We start from the raw sequence: 15,924 nt of genomic DNA, 5'->3' as shown, positions 1-15,924 counted from the left end.
AGGGCCGCAAGCGCGGTTCAGGAGACGGGGCTTATGTTCGAATTAGTAGATAACGCACCCTCGAGCAGTGCGGTCATCAAAGTGGTTGGTGTTGGCGGCGGTGGCGGCAATGCTGTTAACCACATGGTCGAGAGTAATATTGAAGGCGTTGAGTTTATCTGCGCTAACACGGACGCCCAGGCGCTGAAACGCTGTGCAGCGAAGACGGTGTTGCAATTGGGTAGCGAAATCACTAAAGGATTAGGCGCAGGTGCCAATCCCGACGTGGGACGCCAGGCAGCAATGGAAGACCGCGAACGGATTGCGGAATTGCTGGTGGGGGCCGATATGGTCTTTATCACTGCTGGCATGGGTGGTGGTACCGGTACCGGAGGCGCCCCGGTTGTGGCTCAGGTCGCCAAAGAGCTGGGGATTCTCACCGTCGCGGTAGTGACGCGCCCCTTCCCCTTTGAAGGGCCAAAGCGTATGCGCGCTGCTGAAGAGGGCATGAAAGAGCTCTCTGAGCACGTGGATTCGTTGATCACTATTCCCAATGAAAAACTGCTTTCCGTGCTGGGCAAGAATGCTACGTTGCTAACGGCATTCAGTGCGGCGAACGATGTGCTGCTGGGCGCTGTGCAAGGTATTGCAGAGCTGATTACCAGCCCAGGCATCATCAACGTCGACTTTGCCGATGTGCGCACCGTTATGTCTGAAATGGGCATGGCGATGATGGGTACCGGTGGGGCCACGGGCGAAAATCGTGCTCGTGAAGCTGCTGAGAAGGCTATCCGTAGCCCGCTATTGGAAGATATCGATCTTCACGGCGCGCGCGGTATCTTGGTCAACATCACTGCTGGTCCCGATTTGTCGATCGGTGAGTTCAACGATGTGGGCGCTACCGTGCAGGAGTTCGCTTCTCCAGACGCCACTATCGTTGTGGGCACCTCCATTGATATGGAAATGTCCGATGAACTGCGTGTCACCGTTGTGGCTGCTGGTTTAGATGGACAAAAACCTAAAACGGCCGCCCGCGAGCCAGCGCGTCGTTCGGCGACGGAGTCGTCGGATTACCGCAAGCTGCAGCAGCCGACGGTGATGCGTCAGCAGGCAACGGCCCGCTCTGAAGCACCTGAAACGGCCGCAAAACCTCGTCCTGAAAAGCGTCGCGCTGCTGAAGCCGATGACTATCTGGACATACCCGCGTTTCTACGCCGCCAGGCGGATTGATTCTCGATATCTGGCTCACTGCAGCAGCGAGCGAGCGTTTTATTGGCTAAAACGCTCGTTTGCTGTTAAAGTGAACACTGTTTGATAACTTTTTCCCCTGCGGTTATTACCGTCATCAGAGCTCGGCTACTATCCATGATCAGACAACGCACCCTGCAAAACGTCATTCGCGCCACCGGAGTGGGCCTGCATTCTGGCAAAAAAGTCCATCTGGCTCTGCGTCCGGCGCCGCCCAATACGGGGATTGTGTTTGTTAGAACCGATCTGGATCCCGTTGCACACGTGCCCGCGCGGGCAGCATTGGTGGAAGACACTAAATTGTGTACTGCGCTGGTTCTGGATGGGGTCAAGGTAGCCACCGTCGAGCATCTGATGTCGGCCTTTGCTGGATTGGGTATCGATAACGCCTATGTGGACGTTAGCGAACCTGAAGTGCCCATTATGGATGGTAGCGCTAGCCCGTTTGTGTTTTTGATTCAGTCGGCGGGTATCCTGGAACAGGACGCTGCGAAGAAATTTATTCGTATCAAGCACCGCGTGGCGGTGACCGATGGCGATAAAGAAGCTGTTTTCTTACCCCATCAAGGGTTCAAGGTCTCGTTTGCTATCGACTTCGATCACCCGGTTTTTGAGCAGCAGAAGCAAACCGCACTGATCGATTTTTCGACGACCTCTTTCGTCAAGGAAGTTTCCCGAGCGCGTACTTTTGGTTTTATGCGCGACTTAGAGTTTTTGCGCTCAAACAACCTGGCGTTAGGCGGAAGTTTAGATAACGCTATTGTGGTGGACGATTACCGCATTGTTAATGAAGGCGGTCTACGCTACGAGGATGAGTTTGTTAAGCATAAAGTGTTAGACGCGATTGGCGACTTGTACCAGTTGGGTTATAGCTTAATCGGGGAGTTCCGTGGGGTGAAGTCTGGCCACGCGCTAAACAACCAGCTGTGTCGCGAATTATTGGCGCAGCCAGAGGCGTATGAAATCGTTACCTTTGAAGAAGACAAGGCTGTGGCGCCGATCTCTTATGCAGCGCCTGCTATGGCCTGATGTTGTGCCAGCTAATCCGAGCGCTATGAGCCAGATCATTTGAGCTAAGTTATATGCATCAAATCATACGAGCTAGTTTATAGGAATCAAGTCGCTTGGGCAGGTAAGTTAATAAAGCATCGCTTAGGCGGTGCTTTATGCGTTTAAAATCGACCACAAGTAACGTCGGTCGGTACGCTGATTATTTAGCCGGTCGCGCGTGAGAGGCAAGACGTTCAAGCGCCCGTTTAAGCGCGGGGTTGGTGGTGTCTTCAGCGCACTCCGCCAGTGTTTTGCCCGCGTCGGCTGATAGGCTGCGTGTGTTGCGCTGGGGAGCCACAATAGGGCGCACAGGGCGCACTTTAAAGGTGAAGCCGCTGACCCCTTCAAAGCCGGGTAACTGGTGAAGCAGTTCCAGCAGCCGCCGCTGTTCAAAGCGTAGCCATGTCAACCAGCTCGCCTGGCCGCTAATCAGGGTTAAGCGACCTTCGCTAAAGCCACCCACAAAGATATGCTCACGCATCTCTTCGGGCAGGTGGGCGCGCAGGTGACGCTGCGCCTGATCGATTAACCGAGATAGGCGCATTAGCTTATTAATATCGCCCGACTTCGAGAGCAGGCGGGCAATGGGCTGTGCGCGAGAACGCTTAACCTTTATACTCATACGCTTAATTCCTAGGGTACCGCTATCCTAGGGTACCGCTAATGACGATGTCGGAAATGTTAGCCGATTTCACTTTAGCCGATTTTACCACGCTCAGGAGCCGGTCTACAGCATGCCACCTACGCTTGATGTTCAATCAGCTTTGCCGCGGCGCCAACGCCGTTACGGTATAGCGCGTTGGTGGCTGGCCGGTTTGCTAGTGAGCTGCCTATTGCCCGCCAGTTTAGGCCCTGCAGATGCGTTGCGCAGTGGCGAGCGTAGCGTGGCTATCTGTTTTTGGGTGCCCGCGATTTTACGCGCCCAGTCGCACTGGATTGCCAAGCGACGGCGTGCCCTGCAGCGCTGGGCGCAAAGCCCCCGGCGATTTGCGCCTATTCGGCGCCTATGCCTCTGGTTTGCCCCAATGGCTATGCTGGTCGCTGCACGGGATGTCTTGACCCAGCGCGGCCCACCTTCCCAACGAGTCTGTCGTTAATACACCTACATTGGGCATGCTCTGCAGAGAAAGAGKGTGCGGTGAAAAGCCTGTCGTAAAAGGGCAATGTCCGCTAGGACGCTCGTGAATACTTGGATATTTCATGCTTAATAATTTATTACGTAAAGTCGTGGGTTCTAAAAATGACCGCGATGTTAAACGCATGCACAAAAATGTGCCGCAGATTAACGCCTTAGAAGCAGAGCTTGAGGCGATTAGCGATGCGGAGTTGCAGGGAAAGACGGCCGAACTGCGCCAACGTTTAGAGGCTGGTGAGTCCCTTGATGCGCTGCTAGCGCCCGCCTTTGCGATCGTTCGAGAAGCCAGTAAACGCGTTATGGGCATGCGCCACTTTGACGTGCAAATGGTGGGGGGCATGACCCTGCACCGTGGTCGTATTGCTGAAATGAAAACCGGTGAGGGTAAAACGCTGGTAGCGACGCTGGCGGTGTACCTGAATGCGCTGCCGGCTAAGGGCGTGCACGTGGTCACGGTAAACGACTACCTGGCTCGGCGCGATGCCGAGTGGATGCGCCCGCTGTATGAGTTTCTAGGCCTGACCATTGGCGTTATCTTCTCCGGCCAGACTGGCGAAGAGAAGCGTCATGCCTATCATTGCGATATTACCTACGGTACCAACAACGAATTCGGCTTCGATTATCTGCGCGATAACATGGCGTTTTCGTTAGAAGATAAAGTCCAGCGTGGACTGCATTATGCAATTGTCGACGAAGTTGACTCGATTCTGATCGATGAAGCGCGTACGCCGCTGATTATTTCCGGCGCGGTGGATGAGAATACCGACCTTTATAAAGTCGTTAATCAACTTGCCCAACAGCTTGAGAAAGGCGAGGAGATTGAAGATGAAGAGGCCGCCGTGGTCGGTGACTTTTTAGTCGACGAGAAGCAGAAACAGGTAGAGCTAACAGAGCAGGGGCATAATAAAGTTGAAGAGCTGATGCGCGCTGAGGGTTTGTTGGGCGATGAAGAGTCGCTCTATGCCGCGCAAAATCTTAACTTGCTTCAGCATATGCACTCAGCCCTGCGTGCCCGCTATCTCTATAACCGGGATGTCGACTACATTGTCTCTGAAGGTCAGGTGGTGATCGTCGATGAGCACACTGGCCGTTCGATGCCAGGGCGCCGCTGGTCGGAAGGGTTGCACCAGGCTGTTGAGGCCAAAGAGGGCGTCACGGTGCAGCGTGAAAGCCAGACACTGGCCTCCACGACGTTCCAGAACTACTTCCGTTTGTATGAAAAATTAGCTGGGATGACCGGTACGGCAGATACCGAAGCTTTTGAGTTTAGGCAAATCTACGGCCTCGACGTGGTGGTGATTCCCACCAACCGGCCATTGGCCCGTAAAGACCTCAACGATTTGGTTTACTTGAGCGCGGAAGAGAAGTACGAAGCGATCATTAAAGATGTCAAAACCGAGACTGAAGCCGGTCGCCCGGTACTGGTGGGTMCGGCTTCCATTGAGACATCCGAGTACCTTGCCAAGCTGATGCGTGAAGCGGGCCTGACGTTCAGCGTGCTGAACGCCAAGCAGCACCAGAGCGAAGCCGAAATTATTGCCCAGGCGGGCCGTCCAGGGGCGATTACCATCGCCACCAATATGGCCGGTCGTGGTACCGATATTGTTCTGGGCGGCAACTGGGAAGCCGAAGTCGCCAAGCTGCAAAACCCAAGCCAAGAGCAGGTTGATGCACTTAAAGCCGAGTGGCAAGCGCGTCACGATGGTGTGCTGGCCGCGGGCGGCCTGCACGTAGTGGGCTCTGAGCGCCACGAGTCCAGGCGGATCGATAATCAGCTGCGTGGCCGTGCTGGGCGCCAGGGTGACCCTGGCTCGACGCGGTTCTTCCTGTCGCTTGAAGATAGTCTGATGCGGCTGTTTGGCTCTGATCGTGTCAAGCGCCTGATGCAGGCATTGGGACTTGAGCACGGCGAAGCCATTGAGCATAAGATGGTCTCTAACGCCGTTGAGCGCGCCCAGAAGAAAGTCGAAGGACGTAACTTCGATATTCGTAAGCAGCTGCTTGAGTATGATGACGTTGCCAACGACCAGCGCCGGGTGATCTACGACCAGCGCAATGAAATTCTGGCTGCGGACGATGTTGCCGATGCTGTCATCGGTATCCGTGAAGAGGTAATGGAGACGGCTATCAGCGATTACGTGCCGCCCCAGAGCCTGCCTGAACAGTGGGATCTGCCCGGCTTGGAAGCGCACCTGAAGACCGAGTTCAACCTTGATGCGCCCGTGGTTAAATGGGCCGCTGAGGATGACCGTTTCAGTGAAGAGCAGCTGCGCAAGCGTCTGCAGACGATGCATCGCGAGGCCTATGCAGCCAAAATCGAGGCGGCGGGTGAGAAGCTGATTCGTCGCTTTGAGAAGCAGGTCATGCTGCAAGTGCTGGATACGCGTTGGAAAGAGCACCTTCAATCGATGGATCATCTGCGTCGCGGTATCCACCTACGCGGCTATGCGCAGAAAAACCCCAAGCAAGAGTACAAGCGTGAGTCCTTTGAGCTCTTCCAGCACTTACTAGAGCATATTAAAGCCGATGTAACGCGCATTCTGAGCCACGTTCAGGTTCGTCAGCCCGAGGAAGTAGACGCCCTTGAGCAACAGCGCCGCGAAGCGCTGGCGCGGGAAACCGCCACGGCGGCAAGCCGTCATGACACCCCGAGCCCGGAGCCGTCCACAGCCGAGCAGGAAGCACCGGGTGTAGATGGTCGCCCTGTGCGGCGCGAAGGCCCCAAGGTTGGCCGCAACGATCCATGTTTTTGTGGTTCGGGTAAAAAATATAAGCAGTGCTGCGGAAAATTAAGTTAACGGCGAGTATGTCTGATCCAGCGTGCCTGAACACTCAGCGAGCGTAGCGGGTGGTCAGGCATCGCCTAAGCGTCTGCCTGAAGGAGAAGAATCATGGCGGTAGGAAACACTCCCTTTCCAGCGATGCCCCCCTTAGCAGGGGTGCGCCTGGGGGTTGCAATGGCAGGTATCAAAAAGCCGGATCGCCGTGATGTGGTGGTGATTGAGTTGCCCGATACCGCGACAGTGTCAGGGGTTTTTACCCGTAATGCATTTTGTGCAGCGCCCGTGGTGGTGGCTAAGCAGCACCTTGAACAGTGCCGTGCAGAAAAGCGTTCGCCGCGTTTTTGGCTGATCAATACCGGCAATGCCAACGCAGGCACTGGCGATGCTGGCTTGCGTGATGCCCATACAAGCTGTGCAGAACTGGCTAAGCAGGTCGGCGTGACGGAGCAGGACGTGCTGCCGTTTTCGACCGGTGTGATTGGTGAGCCGCTACCCATGGAGCGGCTGTTAGCGGGTTTGGCGCCAGCGATCGAAAGTTTAGCCAGTGACGCTGCCGCCTGGCAGCACGCAGGCCAAGGCATTCTAACTACCGATACCCGGGCCAAAGGCGCGACTGTGACGCTGGAAATGGATGGCCAGCCGGTGACGATTAACGGTATCGCCAAAGGTTCGGGCATGATCAAGCCCAATATGGCGACCATGTTAGGGTTTGTGGTGACTGACGCGGCTATCGAAGCACCGCTGCTGGATCGCCTGCTGCGGGAAACGGTCGACCGCTCGTTTAACTGCATTACCGTGGACAGCGATACCTCGACCAATGATGCTTGTATGCTAGCGGCAACCGGGACAGGCCCTCGCATCGCCGATGATGAGCAGATAGCGGTGTTCAGCAACGCTCTACAGCGGGTAATGACCGAACTGGCACAAGCGATTATTCGCGACGCAGAAGGCGCAACCAAGTTCGTTACCCTGCAGGTGGGCGAAGCTAAAAGCCGTCAAGAGGCGCTTGATGTGGCCTTTACCGTTGCGCACTCGCCGCTGGTTAAAACCGCGCTTTACGCCTCAGATGCTAACTGGGGGCGTATTTTGGCGGCTGTCGGGCGAGCGCCGGTGAGTGACTTTGATGTGAATCGTGTGGTGATTGATTTAGGTGATGTACGTTTAGTCGAGCAGGGTGGACGTGCAGCGGGCTACACCGAAGCGGCAGGAAGCGCCGTGATGGCGCAGTCAGAAATTACCATTCGCATTAACTTGGGGCGCGGTGAGGAGAGTGCCACGGTATGGACTTCCGACCTCTCCCATGACTATGTGTCGATCAACGCGGATTATCGCAGCTAGTCATGTTGCCCTAAGAGGGGACTGATTAGCGGTGGTAATGGGCAAACGCAGCGAGATAGCGCCGTCATGCAGAATGGCGGCGCGCAGACAGTGGATAAAGACGTAATGAGTGTAAAGGTAAAACGACGGGTTCACGTCGCGGCGGCTGCGATTATCAGCGCCGATCAACAGCAAGTACTGATTGCTCGTCGGCCGTCAAACGTTGACCATGGCGGACTGTGGGAGTTTCCAGGCGGCAAGCTGGCCCCTTATGAAACCGGTCTAGAAGGGTTAAAGCGAGAGCTGCACGAAGAGCTGGGCGTCGAGATTGTGTGCGCCCAGCCATTGATTCGCGTCCACCATGAGTACCCCGACAAGCACATCCTGCTCGATGTATGGCAGGTACACGAGTTTGCTGGCGAGCCCTTTGGTCGTGAAGGGCAGGCGGTGCGCTGGGTGCCCATGAGTGAGCTCTCCAATTACCCTTTCCCGGCGGCGAATTTGCCGATTCTGCGCGCAGTAAGGCTGCCTACCGAGTATTTAATTACCGGGGAAGAGTCGGATGAGGCGCGTTTCGATGCGTTCCTGGAGCGTGCGCTGCGTGAAGACAAGATTCGCCTGGTACAGCTGCGTGCCAAGCAGTTGGATGAGGCGGCTTATCTGGCCCGTGCCCAGCGTGCCTTGAGTCTGTGTCGTGAGCATGGCGCGCGACTGCTGCTCAATGGTGAGCCAACGCTGCTTGATCACATTGACGCCGATGGTATTCATTTGACCAGCGAGCGTTTGATGCAGCTTGAGCGTCGCCCGATTGCCGAAAACAAGTGGTTGTCGGCATCGACCCACAACCAAACGCAGCTTACCCAGGCGGCGGTGTTAGGCTGCGACTTTGTTAGCCTGTCGCCTTTGCGCACTACGCCGTCACACCCAGAAGTGTTCCCGCTCGGCTGGCATGATTTCCAGCAGTTGGTCGAGCGCGCCGGTATGCCAGTGTTTGCATTGGGCGGTATGACGCGCTTTGACGCTAACCACGCCCGCGCCGTGGGCGCCCAAGGGATCGCCTCAATCCGTGATTTCTGGAAGTAAACCGGCCAAGCCAGAACGCATAAAAAGCGCTATGTAATGAAAAACGCCTGCCTCGGTAGTTATCCAAGGCAGGCGTTTTTTTCTTTAACAAGCCTAGTCGCGGTAGCGGCGGGTTAGATCGCCATACGCGTCCACGCGGCGATCACGCAGATAGGGCCAGATGCGCCGGGTGTTTTCACTGCGCGCCATATCAAGTTGTACAACAAGCTGCTCTGTCTCTTCTCCTGCATGGGCTAATAGTTCACCTTGCGGCCCGCAGACAAAACTGCCGCCCCAGAACTGAATGCCATCGCCGACCCCGGAGTGATCTGCCTCAAAGCCCACCCGATTGGCCACCACTACCGGCAAGCCGTTAGCCACGCCGTGGGCGCGCTGAATCACCGTCCAGGCATCTTTCTGGCGGGTCTTTTCTGCGTTGTCGTCGTTCGGGTCCCAGCCAATCGCCGTCGGGTAGAGCAGTAAGTCCGCGCCGGCCAGTGCCATTAGGCGGGCGGCTTCGGGATACCACTGATCCCAGCAGACCAGTACGCCGAGACGGCCCAGCGAGGTTTCAATCGGCGTAAAGCCTTCTCCGCGGGCGCTGTCATGATCACCCGGCGTGAAGTAAAACTTCTCATAAAACCCCGGATCATCGGGAATATGCATCTTACGATACTGCCCGACGCGGCCTTTAGCACGGTCATAGACCACAGCGGTATTGTGATAGAGCCCGGGGGCGCGGCGCTCAAATAGCGACCCGACCAAGACGATATCCAGCTCTTTAGCGAGCGCCGCCAGGCGCTGGCCGGATGGGCCGTCGAGGGGCTCCGCGAGATCAAACAGCGCGGGATCTTCAAATTGGCAAAAGTAGTGGGTGGCGTGCAGTTCTTGCAGCAGTACCAACTGCGCGCCTTGTTTAGCGGCGCTACGGATACCTTCTTCGCTTGCTGACAGGCTTTGGGCTTTGTCCGGCCAGGCGGGTTGCTGCACAACACCGACGGTTAGCGTCGAACGGGATTTAATCGACATAATGGCTCCTTTATTTCGTCAGTATTATCTAATCAGTACCAGCCGAGTGCTGGACAAGCGTGTCCCGGACAAGCGTGCCTTGTGGAAGCTGCATGGTTAAACAGTGCAGGCTGCCGTGCTGGCGAATAACGCTGACGCACTCAATAGGGATAAGCGTGTGTTCAGGAAAAGCAACCGCCAGTGCGTTTAGCGCGGTGACATCCGCTGGATCGCCGTAAGTGGGCACCAACACGGCCTGATTAATGATCAGAAAATTGGCGTAGGTGGCGGGCAGGCGGTGACCATCTTCCGGGTCAAAGCAAGGCTGGGGCCAGGGCAGGGCGATAAGCCGGTAAGGTTCGCCATTGCGCTGGCGGAAAGCCTGCAGCTCCCGCTCCATGGCTGCCAAGGCCGGGTAGTGCGGGTCGTTGGGGTCATCGCAGCGCACGTAAGCTATGGTGGATGGATCGCAGAAGCGCGCCAGGGTATCAATATGGCTGTCGGTATCGTCGCCTTCTAAATGGCCGTTGGCCAGCCACAATACGCGGTCAACGCCGAAATCTTGGGCTAGCCGTGCTTCTACCTCAACTCGAGATTGCATGGGGTTACGGTTGGGGTTTAGCAGGCATGCTTCGGTGGTCAGCAGGGTGCCTTCACCATCGGTTTCGATGGCACCGCCCTCCAGCACAAAATCCCGACTTACCACCGGGCAGGCCCATACGCCTGCATCAGCAAGCCGCTGGGTGAGTCGATTATCACGCTCGGCGGGGAATTTGCCACCCCAGCCGGTAAAGGTGTAATCGAGCATGACGCATTGGCCATCTTCATCGACCACGCTGATCGGTCCATGATCCCGCGCCCAGGTATCGTCGGTAGGTGCGACAATAAGCTGCAGGCGTTCAGCGGGCACGCCGTAGGCGTCAAAAGTGACCGCTAAACGCTGTTTTGTGGCCTCATCGGGGATACATATAAGTAGCCGCTGGTAGTGAGCCGTGGCCATCACAATGCGTTCGAGAGTGGCTTCGATGCGCTCGATCAGTGGCGCCCAATCGCCGTCATGGCGAGGCCAGGTCAGTTGTATCCCGTCTTGGGGATGCCATTCGGGTAGCAAACGATAGGTCATAGTCGCCAATGTCATGAAGGCCTTTTGGAGTAAATAAACCTAACCGAGGCTAAGACACAAAGGTAGCCACACGGTCAGCAGTAAATCGGCGCAATGTAGGGTGTGGCGGGGCAAGTTGCAAGCGTAACGTTTTTATTATGAACGCTCACGGCGAAGGCCGCTCTAATGGCCGTTTGGAACATGCAGAGAGACTAAAAAAACCGTACCATGAGCGCTTATTGATAAGGAATGACGCCATGCTTGATCGTTTGCCTTTTCTGGTGGGGCTGCGCTACGTGCGCGCTAAACGCCGGAATCACTTTATTTCGTTTATTTCACTTACCTCGATGCTGGGGCTAATGCTGGGGGTCGCGGTACTTATTCTGGTGCTGTCGGTGATGAACGGCTTCGACCATGAGCTGCGCACGCGTATTTTAGGTATGGTGCCCCACGCTAAAATCGAGTCCCGTGTGGGGATGGTCGAATGGGAGTCCCTGGCTGAAGAGTTAATGCAGCGCGAGCGCGTCATTGGCGCGGCTCCCTACGTTGAGCAGCAGGGCATGTTCTCCGTGGGGGGGCGCAATCAGGGCGCTATGGTGACCGGTATTAATCCTGACTGGGAAGGACGGGTGTCTATCATCGGCGAGCATATGCGCCAAGGCGAGCTGGCCGATCTGGTGCCCGGTGAGTGGAATGTGGTGCTAGGGTCGATGCTGGCGCGCAACTTGGGGGTTGGCGTGGGGGATCGGGTGACACTGTTAGTGCCGGAAGCATCCATTACCCCCGCCGGCGTATTCCCGCGCTTAAAGCGCTTTACCGTTAGCGGTATTTTTAGCGTTGGCGCCGAACTTGATGCCAATTTGGCCTACGCAAGTATCGAAGATATGCAGACCCTTGCACGGATGGGCGATGCGGTAGGCGGACTTCGCCTGCAGTTGGATGACTTATTTGCCGCCAGTAGCGAAACCCAGGCAATTCTCAATGAACTTGGCCCTGAGTATCGCGGCAGCGACTGGACCTTCTCCCAAGGTAACCTTTTCCAGGCGATACAGATGGAAAAGCGCATGATCGCGCTGCTGCTAACCGTGATTATCGCCGTGGCGGCGTTTAATATCGTCTCCACGCTGGTCATGGTGGTTACCGACAAGCGTGCGGATATCGCTATTCTGCGTACGATCGGCGCTAAACCGAGCTCGATTATGGGCATTTTTATTGTCCAGGGCATGGCCATCGGGCTTATCGGTATCGCCATCGGGGTGGCTGTGGGTGTGTTGCTGGCGCTCACCATTGCCGATCTCATCGGCTGGGTTGAGGGAACGATAGGTATCCAGTTCTTGGATGCCGGGGTCTACTTCATCAGCGATCTACCCTCTCAACTGCAGTGGGGCGATGTTATTCGGATCGTTTTGGCAGCCTTTGGTCTGACGTTCCTGTCGACACTCTATCCTGCTTGGCGGGCAGCAAAAGTTCAGCCGGCGGATGTGTTGCGCTATGAATAATGGCTTCCGGAATGATGACTTCAGGAATAAGGATGACTCGATGTCTATGAATTCGGCGACTATAAACGCTACGTCTACCCACGGTGGGCAAGAGGCGGCGGTGATGCTCGATTGCCAAGCGTTGACACGAACCTACAGTGAGGGCCCTCAGGATCTCACGGTGCTGGATAAGCTCAACTTGCAGGTGCGTGCCGGGGAACGGGTGGCCATCGTAGGTAGCTCGGGGTCGGGTAAGACGACGCTACTCAACTTGCTGGGGGGGCTGGATCGTCCCAGCGAAGGCAGGGTGGTGATCGCCGGTGAGCCGCTTTCGGGCTTAAATGAAGCGGCGCTGGGKAGCTTCCGTAACCGCTACATTGGCTTTGTGTATCAATTTCACCATCTGTTGGCGGAATTCACCGCCGTCGAAAATGCTGCGTTGCCGCTGATTATTCGCGGCCAGTCGAAAAAGGCAGCCGAGCAGCGGGCGATGCAGATACTCGAGCGGGTAGGCATGCAGCCCCGTGCGGATCATAAGCCGGGAGAGCTTTCCGGCGGGGAGCGCCAGCGCGTGGCTATCGCCCGCGCGCTGGTCACCGATCCTAGCCTGGTGCTTATGGATGAGCCGACGGGTAACCTGGACCAGACCACGGCGGCGACTATTTTGGCGCTGATGGACGAACTGGCCAAAGAGAGCGCCTGCGCCTTTGTGATTGTGACCCACGACGTGAGCCTTGCGGCCCATCAAGACCGGGTGCTTAAACTGGATGCGGGTAAGTTGGTAGAGCAGGCTCCAGCGCTCTAACCGTCGAGCTCAATCATCCATCATTACTCATCAAATTCCGCTTCAATCTGTGCGCGCCGCTGCCGACGTTTCTGGCGGCGGCGTTTCCAGTTATGGGAGACGTGCCAGCGCCAGATTAATCGAATGCCAATATTAGCGACGATGGCCAATACGACCGCCGTTACCAATGAGCCGACGATCAGTGGCGGCATAATGTCGTGCATCTGTTCGGCGATCCAGCGTGAAGAGATACGCGAGGGGGCTTCCCGCACGGGCGCGCCGAGTATAAAGGTGCCAATCCAGTAGTTGCCGTAAAAAATCAGCGGCATTGTTAAGGGGTTGGTAATCCATACCAAACCCACCGAGAGGGCTAAGTTGCAGCGTGTTATGCGCGCGCCCAGCGCGGCGACCACCATTTGAAAGGGGATAGGCAGCATCGCGCAAAACACGCCCACGCTAAATGCATTGGCAACGCTTCGGCGAGTTAAAAGCCACAAACCTGGATCGGCAATCAGCGGTGCCATAAAGCGTAGCGAGCGCTGCTTCCTGATGGTGTCGGGTTTGGGCATGTAGCGCTGCAGGAACCGGCGCGGCATGATGGATACTCTTACCTATCGATGTGGCCCATTATCCATATCGAGCTGCCTTTCGGCTATGCTAGGCCATCAATGATGCGTCACCAGGGAGGGTTCTATGCGCTTAGGTGTTGCCATGCCAGCGGCACTTGCAGCACTCGCCGGAGGCACTTTTGCTTGGTATAGCCACACTGCCGCGCTGAGCCAACGTGGGTTTGAGTGGGGGTTGGTAGCTGCTTTGCTGGTAATGGTGTGGCGGCCGCGCTCAGGTCGATGGCTGCTAATCGGGGCGTGGGTCTTCATTGGCGTACAAAGTGAGTGGGGAAGTCGCTTGCCGGCGGGACTCAGCGGTGAAGATATTACCGTGGAGGCGACCGTGTTGACCGCTCAGCCGTTGGGCAATGCAACGCGCCTGTTGTTAAGCGTTGATAAGTGCCACAGTGCTGTAAATAGCCCAGCCCGGCCCAGCTGTTCGGCGCTCTCCAAGGTGCGCATAACCGCTTATAGCGATGAGCGATTTAAGCCCGGAGAAGCGTGGCAAATGACGCTGCGTTTGCGCCCTCCAAGCGGCTTTGCCAATCCTGATACCTTCAATTATGCGCAGTGGCTATGGCGTGAGGGAATCCACGCCACGGGCTACCTGCGCCAGGACCCTGCACCGGTGCGGCTCTCTCCCGCCAGCACTTCGCTGCGCCAACTGGCGCTGAATTTTTTAGCCCAGCAAACAATTGACGAGCGTACGAAGCGTTGGTTAGCGGCGCTAACACTGGGAGATAGCGAACAGCTTACCCAGGATGACTGGTCGCTGCTGAATGCTACCGGCACCACGCATCTGGTAGTGATTTCAGGCTTGCATGTCGGTCTGGTGGCGTCGTTTGCGCTGCTACTCGCCAAGTTAGCCGCGCGTTTGACGACGCCCACCCACTGGCGCATGCGTACCTGGCCATGGTGGTTGGCGGCAGTAGCCTGCGTCGGTTACGCCGCCCTTGCCGGAATGGCGCCTCCCGCCATGCGCGCGATGGTAATGACGCTGATAGGGCTGTGGGTGCTCAGCGGGCGTCATGCGCCAGGGCCGTGGCAAGCGTGGTGGCTGGCCCTTGCGCTGGTGCTGATCGTTGATCCGCTGGCTTTATGGCGCCCTGGCATGTGGCTGTCGTTCGTAGCCGTAGCGTGGTTAATCCTTATTTGGCAGGGGCGGCAGCGACCCAAAGGGGTGAAAGGCTGGTGCTGGGCGCTGGTGAGATCTCAGCTACTGCTCGCCCCGTTAATGGCCGCTGCGGTACTGGTGGCCTTTGGACGGGKGGCGCCCGCCGCGCCGTTAATCAATTTAGTCGCCGTGCCCTGGGTGAGTTCGGTGATGGTACCCTCGGCGCTGCTGGGGTGGCTGCTGTCCCCGATACCTGGGGTGGGAGAAGCGCTGTGGTGGTTGTTTGAGCAGGCACTTGACGTTTTCCATCTGCTGTTGGCGCTTGCTGTGCAGCACTGGCCATTGTGGGAGCCTGATCGGCCGTTAACTTACCCGCTCGCTTTTGCATTGTTATTACTGTCGTTATGCTGGGGGCTGCCTGCCGTGCTGCCGGGGCTGCGGTTGTCTGCTACCGCGCTGGTTCTAGCGCTGCCCTGGTGGTCGCTGCCGTCATCGATTCCTCCCAATACGCTCAGAGTTAGTGTGTATGACGTTGGGCAGGGGCAGTTGATAGAGCTGCGCAGCGAACATTATCGCCTGCTCTACGACACCGGGCCGCGCTTTCGTAGCGGCTTTATGCCGCTAGAGACGCTTTGGTCGCCGGGGCAGCGGTTTGATCAAGTGATTGTTAGCCACGCTGATAATGACCATGCGGGCGGTATTCGCGCGTTGCTAGCCGATCATCGGGTCAGGCAGTGGATGGCGCCCGCGGGTGAGGCGCTGCCTGTTTCAAGCCATGACTGCCAGCGTGGTCAACGCTGGCAGCGCGACGGCGTAAATTACCGCATCCTTTGGCCGCCCGCGGGAGATAACGATTTTTCTGCCAACGATCGCTCCTGCGTACTTGAGGTGAGCGTTGGTGAGCAGCGTCTGCTGATTACCGGGGATGTGGGCACGCAGGTAGAGCGGCGCTTTCTGGGTGAGGTAGAGCGGCCCGTTAGCGTGCTGGTTGCTGGGCACCATGGCAGCGGCACTAGTTCGGGTATCCAGTTTGTGCGCCATGCCGCACCTCGACATGTGATATTTAGCGCCGGGCGGGGTAACGCTTTTCAGCATCCGGTCGATGATGTTGTGCGCCGTTTTCGCCAGCAGGGAAGCTGTCTATGGAACACGGTGCATGACGGAGCACTGCGTTTTTGGCTAAACGCGGCCCATCCCGTTCAGGTTGAAACAACGCGACCATTGCCGGGACGACGTAACCAGTGTTGAAGCGCGCC

General features: G+C 56.9%; 13 protein-coding genes. 9 read left to right on the top strand and 4 right to left on the bottom strand.

Features of this window, described 5'->3' with window-relative positions:
* The first annotated feature begins 33 nt into the window (after positions 1-33).
* Both ftsZ and lpxC read left to right on the top strand, forming a co-directional pair.
* Entirely contained in the window at positions 34-1,209 is a 1,176-nt protein-coding gene (gene ftsZ / locus HALO_RS14530; protein WP_035578457.1) for a cell division protein FtsZ, read from the top strand.
* 135 nt (positions 1,210-1,344) lie between these two features.
* A complete protein-coding gene (lpxC, locus tag HALO_RS14525) occupies positions 1,345-2,256 on the top strand; it encodes a UDP-3-O-acyl-N-acetylglucosamine deacetylase (RefSeq protein ID WP_035578460.1) in 912 nt (303 codons plus the stop codon).
* A gap of 181 nt (positions 2,257-2,437) precedes the next feature.
* Here lpxC and HALO_RS14520 read toward each other — a convergent pair whose 3' ends face one another.
* Entirely contained in the window at positions 2,438-2,899 is a 462-nt protein-coding gene (locus HALO_RS14520) for a DUF721 domain-containing protein (RefSeq protein WP_035578464.1), read from the bottom strand.
* A gap of 112 nt (positions 2,900-3,011) precedes the next feature.
* Between HALO_RS14520 and HALO_RS14515 the strand changes: the two genes are divergently transcribed.
* The 4 genes from HALO_RS14515 (at position 3,012) to HALO_RS14500 (ending at position 8,595) form a co-directional block, all read left to right on the top strand.
* Positions 3,012-3,374 carry a hypothetical protein gene (locus tag HALO_RS14515; protein ID WP_035578467.1) on the top strand — a complete coding sequence of 121 codons (363 nt, stop codon included), beginning with the start codon at positions 3,012-3,014 and terminating at the stop codon, positions 3,372-3,374.
* Between the two features lie 103 nt (positions 3,375-3,477).
* On the top strand, positions 3,478-6,210 hold the full coding sequence (gene secA / locus HALO_RS14510; RefSeq protein ID WP_050713571.1) for a preprotein translocase subunit SecA: 2,733 nt from the start codon (positions 3,478-3,480) through the stop codon (positions 6,208-6,210).
* A gap of 93 nt (positions 6,211-6,303) precedes the next feature.
* Positions 6,304-7,533: a bifunctional glutamate N-acetyltransferase/amino-acid acetyltransferase ArgJ gene (gene argJ, locus HALO_RS14505; RefSeq protein WP_035578473.1), complete on the top strand. Its 1,230-nt coding sequence runs from the start codon at positions 6,304-6,306 to the stop codon at positions 7,531-7,533.
* A gap of 105 nt (positions 7,534-7,638) precedes the next feature.
* Positions 7,639-8,595, top strand: coding sequence for a Nudix family hydrolase (locus HALO_RS14500; protein WP_035583246.1), 957 nt, complete (start codon positions 7,639-7,641; stop codon positions 8,593-8,595).
* Positions 8,596-8,688: 93 nt separating this feature from the next.
* On the opposite strand, the gene HALO_RS14495 is transcribed toward HALO_RS14500, so the two are convergent.
* Together HALO_RS14495 and HALO_RS14490 are read right to left on the bottom strand one after the other, a co-directional pair.
* A complete protein-coding gene (locus HALO_RS14495) occupies positions 8,689-9,603 on the bottom strand; it encodes a carbon-nitrogen hydrolase (protein WP_035578476.1) in 915 nt (304 codons plus the stop codon).
* A 28-nt stretch (positions 9,604-9,631) separates the two neighbouring features.
* The gene (locus tag HALO_RS14490; protein WP_035578479.1) at positions 9,632-10,705 is read right to left on the bottom strand and encodes an agmatine deiminase family protein; all 1,074 of its coding nucleotides are present in this window, start codon (positions 10,703-10,705) and stop codon (positions 9,632-9,634) included.
* Between the two features lie 236 nt (positions 10,706-10,941).
* Between HALO_RS14490 and HALO_RS14485 the strand changes: the two genes are divergently transcribed.
* Positions 10,942-12,183 (top strand): lipoprotein-releasing ABC transporter permease subunit, encoded by a 1,242-nt coding sequence (locus HALO_RS14485; RefSeq protein WP_035578482.1) that lies wholly within the window; start codon positions 10,942-10,944, stop codon positions 12,181-12,183.
* A gap of 40 nt (positions 12,184-12,223) precedes the next feature.
* Complete coding sequence (locus HALO_RS14480) at positions 12,224-12,967, top strand: ABC transporter ATP-binding protein (RefSeq protein ID WP_050713570.1); 744 nt, start codon at positions 12,224-12,226, stop codon at positions 12,965-12,967.
* Between the two features lie 23 nt (positions 12,968-12,990).
* On the opposite strand, the gene HALO_RS14475 is transcribed toward HALO_RS14480, so the two are convergent.
* Positions 12,991-13,542 carry a DUF2062 domain-containing protein gene (locus HALO_RS14475; RefSeq protein WP_035578486.1) on the bottom strand — a complete coding sequence of 184 codons (552 nt, stop codon included), beginning with the start codon at positions 13,540-13,542 and terminating at the stop codon, positions 12,991-12,993.
* Between the two features lie 97 nt (positions 13,543-13,639).
* Here HALO_RS14475 and HALO_RS14470 point away from each other — a divergent pair, with 97 nt between their 5' ends.
* The gene (locus HALO_RS14470) at positions 13,640-15,916 is read left to right on the top strand and encodes a DNA internalization-related competence protein ComEC/Rec2 (RefSeq protein WP_050713569.1); all 2,277 of its coding nucleotides are present in this window, start codon (positions 13,640-13,642) and stop codon (positions 15,914-15,916) included.
* Positions 15,917-15,924 lie beyond the last annotated feature (8 nt).

Origin of the sequence: Halomonas sp. R57-5 (assembly GCF_900070345.1) — a bacterium.
In the GTDB taxonomy this organism is placed as follows: Bacteria; Pseudomonadota; Gammaproteobacteria; order Pseudomonadales; family Halomonadaceae; genus Vreelandella; species Vreelandella ventosae_B.
The sequence above is the reverse complement of the archived record's forward strand: the minus strand, read 5'-3'. Positions and strand labels throughout refer to the sequence as shown.

What these genes read in the sequence shown, in the direction of transcription:
- ftsZ (WP_035578457.1), top strand. Translation starts at nt 34, where the DNA reads ATGTTCGAATTAGTAGATAACGCACCCTCGAGCAGTGCGGTCATCAAA.
- lpxC (WP_035578460.1), top strand. Translation starts at nt 1,345, where the DNA reads ATGATCAGACAACGCACCCTGCAAAACGTCATTCGCGCCACCGGAGTG.
- HALO_RS14520 (WP_035578464.1), bottom strand. Translation starts at nt 2,899, where the DNA reads ATGAGTATAAAGGTTAAGCGTTCTCGCGCACAGCCCATTGCCCGCCTG.
- HALO_RS14515 (WP_035578467.1), top strand. Translation starts at nt 3,012, where the DNA reads ATGCCACCTACGCTTGATGTTCAATCAGCTTTGCCGCGGCGCCAACGC.
- argJ (WP_035578473.1), top strand. Translation starts at nt 6,304, where the DNA reads ATGGCGGTAGGAAACACTCCCTTTCCAGCGATGCCCCCCTTAGCAGGG.
- HALO_RS14500 (WP_035583246.1), top strand. Translation starts at nt 7,639, where the DNA reads ATGAGTGTAAAGGTAAAACGACGGGTTCACGTCGCGGCGGCTGCGATT.
- HALO_RS14495 (WP_035578476.1), bottom strand. Translation starts at nt 9,603, where the DNA reads ATGTCGATTAAATCCCGTTCGACGCTAACCGTCGGTGTTGTGCAGCAA.
- HALO_RS14490 (WP_035578479.1), bottom strand. Translation starts at nt 10,705, where the DNA reads ATGACCTATCGTTTGCTACCCGAATGGCATCCCCAAGACGGGATACAA.
- HALO_RS14485 (WP_035578482.1), top strand. Translation starts at nt 10,942, where the DNA reads ATGCTTGATCGTTTGCCTTTTCTGGTGGGGCTGCGCTACGTGCGCGCT.
- HALO_RS14475 (WP_035578486.1), bottom strand. Translation starts at nt 13,542, where the DNA reads ATGCCGCGCCGGTTCCTGCAGCGCTACATGCCCAAACCCGACACCATC.